General features: G+C 70.8%; 10 protein-coding genes. 9 read left to right on the top strand and 1 reads right to left on the bottom strand.

Annotated features, from left to right (window positions below; translation table 11 throughout):
* Positions 1-90 precede the first annotated feature (90 nt).
* Positions 91-2937: a glycosyltransferase gene (locus HMPREF1529_RS01210; RefSeq protein ID WP_016463369.1), complete on the top strand. Its 2847-nt coding sequence runs from the start codon at positions 91-93 to the stop codon at positions 2935-2937.
* Complete coding sequence (locus HMPREF1529_RS01205; RefSeq protein ID WP_016463368.1) at positions 2934-4361, top strand: DUF5719 family protein; 1428 nt, start codon at positions 2934-2936, stop codon at positions 4359-4361. The genes HMPREF1529_RS01210 and HMPREF1529_RS01205 overlap by 4 nt, the downstream gene beginning before the upstream one ends.
* 33 nt (positions 4362-4394) lie before the next feature.
* Here the strand turns inward: HMPREF1529_RS01205 and HMPREF1529_RS01200 are convergent, their stop codons facing one another.
* Complete coding sequence (locus HMPREF1529_RS01200; protein WP_036282608.1) at positions 4395-4829, bottom strand: metallopeptidase family protein; 435 nt, start codon at positions 4827-4829, stop codon at positions 4395-4397.
* 101 nt (positions 4830-4930) lie between these two features.
* Here HMPREF1529_RS01200 and HMPREF1529_RS01195 point away from each other — a divergent pair, with 101 nt between their 5' ends.
* From HMPREF1529_RS01195 to HMPREF1529_RS01165, 7 genes are all read left to right on the top strand, one after another.
* On the top strand, positions 4931-5137 hold the full coding sequence (locus HMPREF1529_RS01195; protein ID WP_005048283.1) for a DUF3499 family protein: 207 nt from the start codon (positions 4931-4933) through the stop codon (positions 5135-5137).
* Positions 5138-5177: 40 nt separating this feature from the next.
* Positions 5178-6659: an adenosylhomocysteinase gene (ahcY, locus tag HMPREF1529_RS01190; RefSeq protein ID WP_016463366.1), complete on the top strand. Its 1482-nt coding sequence runs from the start codon at positions 5178-5180 to the stop codon at positions 6657-6659.
* 105 nt (positions 6660-6764) lie between these two features.
* On the top strand, positions 6765-7244 hold the full coding sequence (locus tag HMPREF1529_RS01185) for a Fur family transcriptional regulator (protein ID WP_016463365.1): 480 nt from the start codon (positions 6765-6767) through the stop codon (positions 7242-7244).
* Entirely contained in the window at positions 7241-9514 is a 2274-nt protein-coding gene (katG, locus tag HMPREF1529_RS01180; RefSeq protein ID WP_016463364.1) for a catalase/peroxidase HPI, read from the top strand. Before HMPREF1529_RS01185 ends, katG begins: the two co-directional genes overlap by 4 nt.
* 157 nt (positions 9515-9671) lie before the next feature.
* Positions 9672-10352 (top strand): MtrAB system response regulator MtrA, encoded by a 681-nt coding sequence (mtrA, locus tag HMPREF1529_RS01175; protein ID WP_005048291.1) that lies wholly within the window; start codon positions 9672-9674, stop codon positions 10350-10352.
* A gap of 10 nt (positions 10353-10362) precedes the next feature.
* Positions 10363-12033 (top strand): MtrAB system histidine kinase MtrB, encoded by a 1671-nt coding sequence (gene mtrB, locus HMPREF1529_RS01170; protein ID WP_016463363.1) that lies wholly within the window; start codon positions 10363-10365, stop codon positions 12031-12033.
* Complete coding sequence (locus tag HMPREF1529_RS01165; protein WP_016463362.1) at positions 12030-13724, top strand: LpqB family beta-propeller domain-containing protein; 1695 nt, start codon at positions 12030-12032, stop codon at positions 13722-13724. The genes mtrB and HMPREF1529_RS01165 overlap by 4 nt, the downstream gene beginning before the upstream one ends.
* The last annotated feature ends 68 nt before the right edge of the window (positions 13725-13792 follow it).

Below are 13792 nucleotides of genomic sequence, written 5' to 3'. Positions count from 1 at the left end.
CGCGGCGGCCGCTTCGGCGGCGTGACCGATCACGAGACTCGCGGGCGACGTCCGCGCTCTGCGCCGGCTCCCGCCTAGGCTGACGACGTCATGCCCGCCCGAGTTCACGCACTGCTGGTCGTGCGCCCCGATGCGCGCGTGGCCACCGACATCCGTCTCGACCGCGTCCTTTCCGCGCTCGCGGCCCAGGCGCGCCCGGTGGACGCGCTCACCATCGTGCTGTGCGGCCCACACGCGACCGATCGCGAGCTTCAGCGCATCGCGGGGGAGTCCGCCGCCGAAGCCGTCATCACCGCCGATCGCGGAACATCCTTCGCCGACGCCCTCGCACTGGCGAGCAGGCGACTCGGTGGGGATGCCGTGTGGGTGCTCGACCAGGACACCACCCCCGCGCCCGATGCGCTCGTTCGCCTCATGGGTGCTCTCGAGACCGCGCCCTCGGTCGCGATCGCCGCGCCGAAACTCGTCCGCGCCGACGACAACGACCGGATCGTGTCGCTCGGTGTGTCGATGACGCGGGGCGGCCGCGCCGTCGGTCTCGCCGACGGGGAGCACGATCAGGGTCAGCATGACGCCAGCGAGGACGTTCTCGGCTCGGATGTGCGCGGCATCCTGGTGCGCACCGACGCGTGGCGCGCGCTCGACGGTCTCGATTCGGCGCTGGCGGGTGCGGACGAAGGCCTCGACCTCGGTGTGCGCGCGCGTCTGCGCGGCGGCCGTGTCGTCCTCGCGCCCCAGGCTTTCGTCGCCATCGCAGACCCCGATCGCACCGACCCGCCGACCCTCGGCGACCGCTTCGAGCCGGTCGGGGTGCGTCGGGCCTACGGCCTGCGCACGGCGCAACTGCACCGCCGACTCGTGTACGCGCCGGCGGTCGCCGTCCCGCTGCACTGGCTCTCCCTGCTGCCGCTGGCGGTCCTCCGCTCGGTCGCCCTGCTCCTCGGCAAGCGTCCGTCGATGATCGGTCCGGAATGGGGCGCCACGCTGACGGTGCTGCTGCGTCCCGCCGCCGTCGCCCGCGCACGCCGCGGCATCCGTGCCGGCCGCCGCGTCTCATGGGCGCAGCTGGCACCGCTGCGGGTCAGTCGGGTCGAGCTGCGTCAGCGTCTCGACGACGACGTGATCATCGACGGCACCGCGCGCGGTGAACTGCACTTCTTCTCCGGGGGCGGTGCCTGGATCATCCTCGGCGCCCTGCTCGTCTCGGTCCTCGCCTTCCTGTCCCTGCTCGCCTGGCCGGTGCTCGGCGGGGGAGGCCTTGCGCCGCTGCGGGCGACCGTCGGCCAGCTCTGGGCCGACGCGGCATCCGGGGCCCGGCCCCTCGGCTGGGACACGCAGGGGCCGGCCGACCCGTTCAGTGCGGTCGTCGCCGTGCTCGGCTCGCTCTGGCCCGCCGCGCCCTCTCGCGTGCTCGTCGTCGTCTGGGTGCTGGCGATCCCCCTGTCCGCCCTGGGCGCCTGGTTCGCCGCCACGCGTCTGACCGACAACGCGCTCGCCCGCGCCGTCGTGGCCGTGGGCTACGCGCTCGCGCCGAGCCTGCTCGACGCCCTGGCGTCGGGACGGCCGACCGTCGTCATCGCACACCTCCTGCTTCCCTGGCTGCTGTGGACAGCGGTCGCGGCGCACCGCTCGTGGACGGCGGCAGGCATGGGATCGGTGATCGCTGTCGCGGTGCTCGCCAGCGCCCCGTCGCTGGCTCCGGCGCTCATCGTGCTGTGGCTCGTGGCGATCGTGCTGACGGCGGCGCTCGGTCGGGGGCGAGGCCTCGCGCGCGTCGTCTGGCTGCTCGTTCCGTCGGTGATCGTCTGGGCGCCGATGATCTGGCGTCGTCTCACCTCCGGCGAGCCGTGGGCCCTGATCGCCGACCCCGGCGTGCCCCTGCCGTCGGGGGAGTCGACCGATCTCGCCCGCCGTGTCGCCCTCGCGCTCGGATTCCCCACCGCGGGCGGTTCGGAGTGGGGCCAGCTCGTCGACGGCGCGGGGCCGTGGCCGTTCCTGCTCGTCGTGCCCGTGATCGTGCTCGCGGTGGCCGCCCCCATCGTGTCGCGCACGGTGTCGGCCGCGATCGTCCTCATGATCGCGCTCAGCGCCCTCGCGACGGCGGTCGCGGTCATCGGCATCGTCGTCACCTCGGATGCCGGGACCGCCATCGCGGTCTGGCCGGGCGCCGCCCTCAGCCTGTACTGGATCGCCCTGCTGGGATCGGCAGCGTTGACGATCGACGCGTTGCCGGCGCCCCCCCGACTCCGTGGACCGCTCGCCGCCCTGGTCATGACCGCCCTCGCGGTCAGTGCGGTCCCTGTGATTACGGCGCTGCCTCGGGGCACGTCGGCCGTCACGAACGGCCCGAGCAGCACTCTGCCGGCCTACGTCGAGGCGGAGGGGCGATCGGGGTTGGGCAACGCCACCTTCGTGCTCACCGCCGCGGCCGACGGATCCGTCGTCACGGATGTCGTCTGGGGGGAGACCTCGGCCCTGGGCGGGCAGAGCACCCTGCGCTCGGCGCGCTCTTCCACCGACGCCGGTGACGCCGAAGCCGCGGAGCTGACGGCCGAGCTCATCGCCGTGCCCTCGGGCGACGCGGTCGCGCGTCTGGGGGCGCACGGGGTCGCGTTCGTGCTCCTCGGCGGCACCGCCGAGGGTGAGAGCGACGCGGCGCGTGCGGTGCGCATCGCGGCCGAGACCGCCCTCGATCAGCGTCAGGATCTCGAGATCGTCGGCGACACCGCGAAGGGCAAGCTGTGGCGGGTCACCGCCCCGGTCACGGATCGCGTGGCGACATCGGCGGTCGACAACGCCCGCACCGCCGCGGTGCAGATCGGGGTCGTCCTGATCGCCCTGCTGCTCGCTCTGCCCACCCGGCGCTCCCTGCGGCTGAACCGTCGTCGCCCGCGCGTCATCGGCGCGCGGCGCGCGTCCGGAGGAGGACTCCGATGAGCACCCGCCTGCCCGGCCTTCGTCGCCTCACGACCGTGCGGGTCGCCGTCGGCACCGTCATCACGGCAGCCGCGGTGGCGGCCGGCGTGGCATTGGTCGCGCTGCCGCTTCCCACGCACACCGACGACTCCGCCCTCTCGATCGCCGCGCACGCGCCGGCGACGGCATCGATCGCGACGTGCGTCGGTCCCGTCCTGGCCCCGGGGCGCGATGCGACCCGCGCCGCGCAGCTCACCGATGCCGCCCCGGCCGCGCTGACCTCCGCCGCGCTGTCGAAGGCGACCCCGACGGATGCCGCGACCTCCACCCTGGCGGCCCCCGACGTGACCGGGGGAACGGGCCCGACCGCGCTGCGGGCCGCTCCGGTGGGCGGACAGCCCGCCGAGATCGCTGCAGCGACCTCGGCGCAGGTGAGCGCGGACGATCTCAGCGGGTTCGCCGCGTCCTCCTGCGCCCGGCCCGAGATGGAGTCGTGGCTCGTCGGCGGCTCCGGGGGGACGGGCGCCTCCGATCTGGTCGTCCTCGAAAACCCGGGCGTGGTCGCGGCGCGCGTCACGATCACCGTGTACGGCGCCTCCGGCGGCGCCGTGCCCGTCGCGGGCAACGCGATCGTGGTCGCCGCCGGCACACAGCGGATCATCCCCCTCGCCTCCCTCGCCCTGCGCGAGGACAACCCGGTGCTGCGCGTGACGTCGGCCCAAGCCCCCATCCGCGCCGCGCTGCAGACCAGCCTCACGCGCGTTCTCGTGGCCGGCGGCGTCGATCAGGTCGGCGCCGCCGCCGTCCCCGACACGGATCTCGTGATCCCGGGTGTTCCCGTCGTGACGACGCAGGGCGGCGCCGGCGAGAGCAACGTCCCGACGTCGCTGCGGCTGCTCTCCCCGGGCGCCGACGCCCAGGCGACCGTCACCATCGTGCGCGACGGTGCGGCAGTGGGTGCCCCGCAGACGGTCCCCCTGAAGGCAGGGGTGCCCCTCAAACTCGATCTGGGCGGACTCGCCACCGGCACCTACGCGGTGCGGGTGAGCGCGACGGCCCCGGTGACAGGCGCCGCCTGGGCCACGTCCGGCTTCGCAGCCGGAAGCGACTTCGGCTGGTTCGTCGCCGCCGACGCGATCTCCGCGCCCGCGCTCGTCGCCGTCGCCGCGGGAGCGGCGCCGACGATGACCATCGTCTCGTCGACAGGCGAGCCCCAGACGGTCGTGCTCACGGCGGCATCCGGTACCGGCGCGAAGACCGATATCTCTGTGCCGGGTGGCGGCGCCGTCACCGTCTCTGTGCAGGCCGGGGACGTCTACCGCCTCGATCCGGGAACGGGAAGTGTCCGCGCTGCCATCACGTACGCCGGTGCCGGCGCTATCGCCGGCTACCCCGTCGCGCCGAGCGCGGCGGCGGCGTCGGCGGTCACCGTCTACCCCCGCTGAGGGCCCCCGACACCGCCCGTCGGTGCGGAACGCTCAGAGAAAGCGGAACCGCTCCGGCCCGAGATCCCACGGGTCGCGGTCCAGGTACTGCGCGGCCGCGCGGAAGACGCAGCCCTCGATGGCCATGCGCCGGTGCAGCTCGTCCTCACGATGCAGGCTCCCGAGCCGTTCGATCGGCAGGCGGTACAGCACGATGCGCCGCTCTTCGGTCGAGACCGTCCACCGCGGGATGCCGTCCTCATCGGATGCCGGTGGCATGGCCGCCACCTCGAAGCGGACCTCTCGCAGCTCCGGCCAGGCGCTGCGCAGGAACTCCGCCGCCGTGCCGACGACGAAGTCGAAACGTTCCTCGCGCGTCTCCTGCGCCGGAAGCGGCGGCCGCACCACGGGACTGCGGTCCTCCCGACCGTGGCGTCCGTGGCGGGACGGCCGCACCCGCGGGGGAGTGCTCGCGCGCCGCCTCATCATGTTCCGAGTCTAGGTCAGCGTTCCCCGCCCGGGTCGGCGATGCGTCCCGCGGCGGCGCGGCATCCCACGCCTCGTGCGCCGCCGCCGGTAGCGTGAGGACGATGCGTACCCGACTGTGTTCGAAGGTGGGCTGTGCCCGCGAGGCCGTGACGACCCTGACCTACGACTACGGCGATCAGATGGCCGCCCTCGGCCCGCTCGGCGCAGCGACCGACCCGCACGCGCACGACCTCTGCGCCATCCACACCGACCGCCTGTCGGTGCCCAAGGGGTGGGTCGTCGTCCGCCACGAGACGCTGCGCGTCTGAGGCTCGGCCGGCGTCAGGACGAGGGTGCGAGAATGGGCGGATGCCGACCACTGCCGCCCCCGCCCGCATTCATGACTTCGTCGTCGCCGACCTGAGCCTCGCCGAGGCGGGTCGTCATCAGCTGCGCCTCGCCGAGAACGAGATGCCCGGCCTGATGGCACTGCGCGAGGAGTTCGGTCCCCTCCAGCCGCTGGCCGGTGCCCGCATCGCCGGCTCGCTGCACATGACCGTGCAGACCGCCGTGCTCATCGAGACGCTCGTGGCTCTGGGTGCGCAGGTGCGCTGGGCCAGCTGCAACATCTTCTCGACGCAGGACGAGGCGGCCGCCGCGGTCGCGGTCGGCCCGCACGGCACCGTGGACCAGCCGGCCGGAGTTCCGGTCTTCGCGTTCAAGGGTGAGACGCTCGAGGAGTACTGGCAGCTGGCCGATCGCATCTTCGACTGGTCGGCCGAGGGCTTCGACGGGCCCAACCTCATCCTCGACGACGGCGGCGACGCGACCCTGCTGGTGCACAAGGGCGTCGAGTTCGAGAAGGCGGGCGCGGTGCCCGCGGCATCCCCGTCCGACTCGCACGAGTACCGCATCGTCCTCGACACGCTCCGCGCGAGCCTCGCCCGCGACCCGCAGCGCTTCACGCGGATGGCGGCGCAGATCATCGGCGTCACCGAGGAGACCACCACCGGCGTGCACCGGTTGTACGAACTCGCCGCAGCCGGGACGCTGCTGTTTCCGGCCATCAATGTCAACGACTCGGTCACCAAGAGCAAATTCGACAACAAGTACGGCATCCGCCACTCGCTTCCGGACGGTCTCAACCGCGCCACCGACGTGCTCATCGGCGGCAAGGTCGCCTACGTCGTCGGCTACGGCGATGTCGGCAAGGGAGCGGCCGAGGCGCTCCGCGGTCAGGGCGCCCGCGTGATCATCGGGGAGGTCGACCCCATCTGCGCGCTGCAGGCGGCGATGGACGGTTTCCAGGTCGCCCGCTTGGAGTCGGTCATCGGCGATGTCGACATCCTCATCACGGGCACGGGGAACACCCGGGTGGTCACGGTGGATCACCTTCAGAACCTCAAACACCTTGCCATCGTCGGCAACGTCGGACACTTCGACGACGAGATCGACATCGCCGGGCTCGAAGCGATCCCGGGTGTCGAGAAGATCGAGATCAAGCCGCAGGTGCACGAGTACCGGCTGCCGGGCGGTGACGACCGTGCGCCGCGCAGCATCCTGGTCATGAGCGAGGGGCGACTGATGAACCTCGGCAACGCTACCGGGCATCCCTCCTTCGTGATGAGCGCGTCGTTCACCAACCAGGTGCTGGCCCAGATCGAGCTGTACACGAAGCGGGAGCAGTATCCCGTCGGCGTGTACGTGCTGCCGAAGATCCTGGATGAGAAGGTGGCGCGACTGCATCTGGCGGCGCTCGGTGTTCAGCTCACCGAGCTCACGCCGGAGCAGGCCGCGTACATCGGTGTTCCCGTGGAGGGGCCCTACAAGCTGGAGCACTACCGCTACTGACGGTCGATGTTCCCCGGACCGGGTGCAGGCGATCCATAGGTGCGGCACAGCGAATGTTCACCCCGCTTTTGTTTTGATTTCTTCAAAACTAGGTAAGGTGGAGGCATGGCCTCGCTCGCAACACCCGCGCACGGCGCAGACGCCGCCGACGCCGCGGCGGCGCTGCGGGCGGCAGGGCTGAAGGTCACGGATTCGCGTGCAGCGGTCTACGACACGCTGCGAACGCACGCGCACGCCAGCGCGGAGGACGTCTTCCTCGCGATCGTGGAGCGGATGCCGCGTGCGAGCCGCCAATCGGTGTACAACGCGTTGGGTGATTTCGCCGATGCGGGGCTCGTACGCCGCATCGAGCCGGCGGGCCGGCCGATGCTCTTCGAGCTGCGGGTCAGTGATAACCACCATCACCTCGTGTGCACCTCGTGCGGCGCGGTCGTCGACGTGGACTGCGCCATCGGCGCGGCGCCGTGTCTCGAGCCCTCCGACAGCCACGGCTTCATCCTCACCACGGCGGAGGTGACGTACTGGGGCGTGTGCCCCGCGTGCGCACGAGCCGCCACCCCACCCCTCACGGAAGGAACATCATGACAGACCAGGACCCGACCAGCGCCGGCATCGGCGCTGACGCGACCGACATCGACCAGTCCGTCACCGTCACCGACACCGACGAGGCGTACGCCGAGGAGGCCGCGACCTGCCCGGTCATCCACGCGCAGCCGCACCCGACGAGCGGGTCGGCCAACCGGGTCTGGTGGCCCAACCAGCTCAACCTCAAGATCCTCGCCAAGAACCCCCAGGTGCGTAACCCTCTGGACGCGGACTTCGACTACGCCGCCGCCTTCGAGTCGCTCGACCTGGCGGCCGTCAAGAAGGACATCGAAGAGCTGCTCACCACCAGCCAGGACTGGTGGCCCGCCGACTTCGGCCACTACGGACCGCTGATGATCCGCATGGCGTGGCACTCGGCCGGCACGTACCGGGTGACCGACGGTCGCGGCGGCGGCGGCGCCGGTCAGCAGCGATTCGCACCGTTGAACAGCTGGCCCGACAACGTCAACCTCGACAAGGCGCGCCGACTGCTCTGGCCCGTCAAGAAGAAGTACGGCCAGTCGATCTCCTGGGCCGACCTCATGATCCTCGCCGGCAACGTCGCGCTGGAGTCGATGGGTTTCCGCACGTTCGGCTTCGCCGGCGGCCGCGCCGACGTCTGGGAGCCCGATGACGACGTGTACTGGGGTCCCGAGACCACCTGGCTGGGCGACGAGCGCTACTCCGGAGACCGCGAGCTGGACAAGCCCCTCGCGGCCGTGCAGATGGGCCTCATCTACGTCAACCCGGAAGGACCGAACGGCAATCCCGACCCGCTGGCCTCCGCCCGCGACATCCGTGAGACGTTCGGTCGCATGGCGATGAACGACGAGGAGACCGTCGCGCTGATCGCGGGCGGCCACACGTTCGGAAAGACGCACGGCGCGGCATCCGACGACAACCTCGACGACAACCCGGAGGCTGCGGGCCTGGAGGCTCAGGGCCTCGGCTGGAAGAACAACCACGGCACCGGACGCGGCGACGACACGATCACCTCGGGTCTGGAGGTCACGTGGACCTACCACCCGACGCGCTGGGACAACGAGTTCTTCCACATTCTGTACGCGTACGAGTGGGAGCTCATGAAGAGTCCCGCCGGTGCCCACCAGTGGCGGCCGAAGGGCGGTCAGGGCGCCGACATGGTGCCCCTGGCCCACAGCGACGGCAAGCGCGAGCCGCGCATGCTCACCAGCGACCTCGCCCTGCGCATGGACCCGGAGTACGACAGGATCTCGCGGACCTTCCGGGACGACCCGGATGCCTTCGCGGACGCCTTCGCGCGCGCATGGTTCAAGCTGACGCACCGTGACATGGGACCCGTCACGCGCTACCTCGGACCGGAGGTGCCGGCTGAGGAGCTCCTGTGGCAGGACCCGGTTCCGGCGCCGACCGGCACCGGGCTGGATGGCACGCAGGTCGCCGACCTGAAGGCGCGCGTGCTCGCGTCCGGCCTGACGGTCTCCGAACTGGTCGCGACGACGTGGGCGGCGGCATCCTCCTTCCGCGGCAGTGACAAGCGCGGGGGCGTCAACGGCGCACGCATCCGCCTCGCGCCGCAGAAGGACTGGGAGGTCAACAACCCCGCCCAGCTGCACCGGGTGCTCGGCGTGCTCGGCGGTATCAAGACGGATGCCGCCCAGGCCGGTATCGACGTCTCCCTCGCCGACCTGATCGTCATCGCGGGCAATGCCGCCGTCGAGAAGGCGGCGGCCGATGCGGGCGTCGCGGTGGACGTGCCGTTCCACGCGGGACGCACCGACGCCTCGGAGCAGCAGACCGACGTCGAGTCCTTCGCCTACCTGGAGCCCGCGGCCGATGGCTTCCGCAACTACCAGGGTCCGCTGGCCCCGATGCCCGCGGAGTACCACCTCATCGACAAGGCGAACCTCCTCACCCTCACGGCTCCGGAGATGACCGTCCTGGTCGGAGGCCTGCGTGTGCTGGGCGCGAACTGGGACGGTTCGCCGTACGGCGTGTTCACGGACCGGGTCGGGGTGCTCTCGAACGACTTCTTCGTGAATCTGCTCGACCTCGGGACGACGTGGACGCCGCTGGACCCCGGCTCCCACGCCTTCGCGGGGGTCAAGGACGGCTCGGGCGAGAAGGTCGGCGTCGGCACGCGCGTCGATCTGCTCTTCAGCTCGAACTCCGAGCTGCGCGCGCTTGCCGAGGTGTACGCCTCGGACGACGCGACCGAGAAGTTCGTCCGCGATTTCGTCGCCGCGTGGACCAAGGTCACCGAGCTGGACCGCTTCGACCTCCACCGCTGAGCACGCATCCACACGACGCCGGGGCCCCTTCCGATCGGAAGGGGCCCCGGCGTCGTCCTGCGCGGCACGCGGTCTCAACCCAGACACGTCGGATACTGTGTTGTTGCGCCCTGCCGCGCCGCGGCATCCGGCCCACCCGAAGGACGAATCAGGCCATATGACTTCCCGCATCCTCGTTGTCGACGACGACATCGCGCTCGCCGAGATGATCGGTATCGTGCTGCGCACCGAGGGCTTCGAACCGCTGTTCTGCGCCGACGGCACCGCCGCCGTCGAGATGTGGCGGGAGGAGCGGCCCGACCTCGTGCTCTTGGACCTGATGCTGCCCGGCATGGACGGCATCGAGATCTGCACGCGCATCCGCTCCGAATCGGGCGTTCCGATCATCATGCTCACCGCGCGCACCGATACGGCCGACGTCGTCCGCGGGCTCGAGTCGGGCGCCGACGACTACATCGTCAAGCCGTTCAACCCGAAAGAGCTCGTGGCGCGGATCCGCACGCGGCTTCGTCCCGCCGCCGAGGCGACCGGCGGCGATCTGCGCATCGGCGACGTCATCGTCGACGTCGCCGCCCATGAGGTGCGCCGGGGGAGCGAGGTCATCGCGCTCACCCCGCTGGAGTTCGAGTTGCTCGTGGCGCTCGCCTCGAAACCGCAGCAGGTGTTCTCGCGCGAAATGCTGCTCGAGCAGGTCTGGGGCTACCACTACAAGGCCGACACCCGTCTCGTGAATGTGCACGTGCAGCGGCTGCGCGCGAAGGTCGAGATCGATCCCGACAACCCGCGGATCGTCATGACGGTGCGCGGCGTCGGCTATCGCGCCGGCGCGGTGGTGTGATCGGCCGCTCATGACGCCGCAGACGGCGACCGTGCCGACGTTGACCGGCTGGCGCGATTGGCGCAGCTGGCCTCGCCGGGTGGCGTACGCCTGGACCCGGTCGCTGCGTTTTCGCACGCTCGTCATCACGATCGGTGCGACGGCTCTCGCCATCCTCATCGCCTTCGTCGCGATGGCGCTTGCGATCCAGAACGATCTCTTCGAGTCCCGCGTCCAGCAGGTGCAGGAAGCCGTGCAGCGCGCCACGCAGTCCACCCAGCAGACACTCAACGCCGCGCAGATCGATGGCGACGGCGCCGCCTTGCAGTCGCTCTGGAACAATGCGACCGACTCGATCGCCCGCCAAGCCGGCACCGACATGATCGCCGCGTTCCGCATTTCGGATGAGCCGTCGACGATCGCCCCGCAGGACTTCCAGCGCGGCGGGCTGAACGCAGGATTGATCACGCCCGGGCTGCGCGGCGCCGTTCAAGGTGACAGCCAGAAGCGCTGGTGGCAGTCCGTCGGTCTGCCGGCAGCCGACGGCAGTACGGTGCCCGGGATCATCGTCGGGCAGCAGCTCGAGTTTCCCGAGGTCGGTGCCTACGAGTTCTACTTCGCCTACGACTTCGCCCCGGAGCAGCAGACCCTGCAGTTCGTCCAGATCACGCTGTGGCTCGTCGGTGCCGGGCTGGTGCTCCTGATCGCCGCGATCTCCTCCTTCGTGCTGCGCTCGGTGACCGTCCCGATCGCCGAGGCCGCCGAAACGAGTGCGACCCTCGCCGCCGGCGATCTCGCCGTGCGTCTGCCGGTACGGGGTGAGGACGAGTTCGCGATCCTCGGCCGCTCGTTCAACGCGATGGCCGACAGCATCGAATCCCAGATCAAGGAGCTCGCCGAGCTCTCGCTCGTGCAGCAGCGCTTCGTCTCCGACGTCTCCCATGAGCTGCGCACACCGTTGACGACGATCCGCCTGGCCAGCGACATGCTCAACGATCAGCGCGACTCCTTCGATCCGACCACCGCCCGCGCCGCGGAGCTGCTGCATGCACAGGTGCAGCGCTTCGAGACGCTTCTGACCGACCTGCTGGAGATCAGCCGCTACGACGCGGGGTCGGTGCAGCTGGAGTATGAGCCGACCAGCCTCGCGCATCTCGCCGAGGACGTCATCGCCTCGATGCAGCAGTTGGCCGATCAGCACGGGACGGATGTGCGCCTGGTCGCTCCGGGAGGCTACTCTCCGGTCGATATGGATCCCCGCCGCGTCCGCAGGGTCGTGCGCAACCTGCTCGGCAACGCCATCGAGCACGGCGAGGGCCGTCCCATCGTCGTCACCGTGGACAGCAACCAGCGGGCGGTTGCGATCGGTGTCCGTGACTATGGACTCGGCATGAGCGCCGCCGACGCCGAGCGCGTGTTCGACCGCTTCTGGCGCGCCGACCCGTCGCGCAAGCGCACGATCGGCGGCACGGGATTGGGGCTGTCGATCGCGCTCGGCGATGCGAAGCTGCACGGGGGCACTCTGGCTGTCTGGTCGGATCTCGGCCGCGGCACGAACTTCGTGCTGACGCTGCCGCGGCAGGGTCAGCCCATCGACGGCTCGTCACCCGTTGCCCTCGACCCGGGCGAGGACGGCGTCTCGCTCGACGACCTCGGCTTGACGCAGCCGATCACCGTATTCGACAAGGGGGGACGCTCATGAGTCTTCGGCGTCTGCGCCGGGCGAGCATCACGGTGCTCGCGGGGGCGCTCATGGTGGCCCTCGCCGCGTGCGCGGGGCTGCCGACCTCCGGACCGGTCAACCCGGGCGTGCGGATCGTGGACGACGGGACCTCCGGTGACATCGCATTCATCCCGAAGGGGCCGGTGAAGGACGCCACGCCCCAGCAGATCGTCGAGGGCTTCATCGCGGCCGGTACCGGCCCCACCAACAACTGGGAGACGGCGCAGCAGTTCCTCGCCCCCAGCTACAAAGGCACCTGGAAGCCGCAGGCCGGCGTCACGATCTACGCGTCCGGGCAGCGCACCCTGCAGCAGAGCGCATCCGGCGACATCGTGCTGACGGTCTCGCCGGTGGCGACGGTGGATGCCACGGGGGAGATGAGCCCGGCATCCGACAACGGCCCCATTCCCCTGACCTTCAAGCTCGCTCAGCAGGACGACGGGCAGTGGCGGATCACCCAGGCGCCCGACGGGATCGTGCTCGACAAAGCCCAGTTCCTGGCCGTGTTCGGGAACTACTCGCTGATGTACTTCGATCCGACGTGGACCTACCTGGTGCCCGACGTGCGGTGGTTCCCTCGGTACTACGCCGCCACCAACATCGCTCAGGGCCTCGTCGACGGTGCGCCCGCGCCCTGGCTGCGCGGCGCGGTCGTGAGCGCGTTCACCGACGGTGCGCGACTGGAGCTGACCTCTGTCCCGCGCCAGTCCAACGTCGCGCAGGTGACCCTGCAGGACGGCGCCCGCTCGCTCGACCAGACCGCGCTGAACCGCATGCAGACCCAGCTCGAGGCGAGCCTGGACGTCCCCGGGATCACGAGCGTGGACATGCTGCTTCCCGGGGGCCAGCAGCTGACGGCCCAGCGTGTGGACGTGCGTTCCACCGCGGTGGCGGCCAACCCCTTGGTTCGCACCGATGACGCCTTCGGTTTCGTATCGGGCACGACCATCTCGCCGATCGCGGGGCTCTCCGACGCGCTGATGCAGATCTCGGCGACCGACATCGAGGTCAATGCCGATCGCACCGCAGCGGCCGTCCGCGACGTGTCGGGCGCGGTTCTCGAGGTCCCCGCAGACGGCGCCACCCGCCGCCTCGACACGCGTCCGGATCTCGTCGCTCCTTCGATCGATCCTGCGGGATATGTCTGGTCGGTGCCGTCGGACGCGCCCGGATCGGTGATCGCGTACGCGCCGGGCGGCACCGCCGTTCCGATGTCCGGAGGATGGTCGGGCGCCTCCGCGGTCATCGCGCAGCGTGTGTCGCGCGACGGGACGAGACTCGTCGCCGTCGTGCGCGACGGTGACCGCTACGCCGTATGGGGGGCGGGTATCCAGCGCGACCGCGCCGGGGCTCCCACCGCGCTCGTGTCTCCCGTGAAGAAGCTGGCGACGCTGTCGGATGCCGCAACGGATCTCACTTGGCTCGATGCGAGCACCCTCGGCGTGCTCGCCGGCGCCGGGCAGGACCAGTACGTCGAGGCGGTGCACGTGGGCGGCTTCCCGGACGCGCCGATCCGTACGCCCGGGGACACATCGACGCTCTCCGGACAGTCCTCGAACGCGAGCGTGATCGACACGGACGGCGAGCTCTACGCGCAGCGCGGTGCCAACTGGCAGCAGCTGATGGGGGGCGTCCGAGTACTGGCGGTGCAGCAGGGCATGCCACGCTGAGGCGAATCCTCCTCCCCGCACCGCGCTTCGAGTGCACTCGTCCACAGATGCGCATCGGGGTCCCCGCG

Origin of the sequence: Microbacterium sp. oral taxon 186 str. F0373, assembly GCF_000411455.1 — a bacterium.
In the GTDB taxonomy this organism is placed as follows: Bacteria; Actinomycetota; Actinomycetes; order Actinomycetales; family Microbacteriaceae; genus Microbacterium.
Note: the sequence above shows the minus strand (reverse complement) of the source record. Positions and strands in the feature narration are given on the sequence as shown.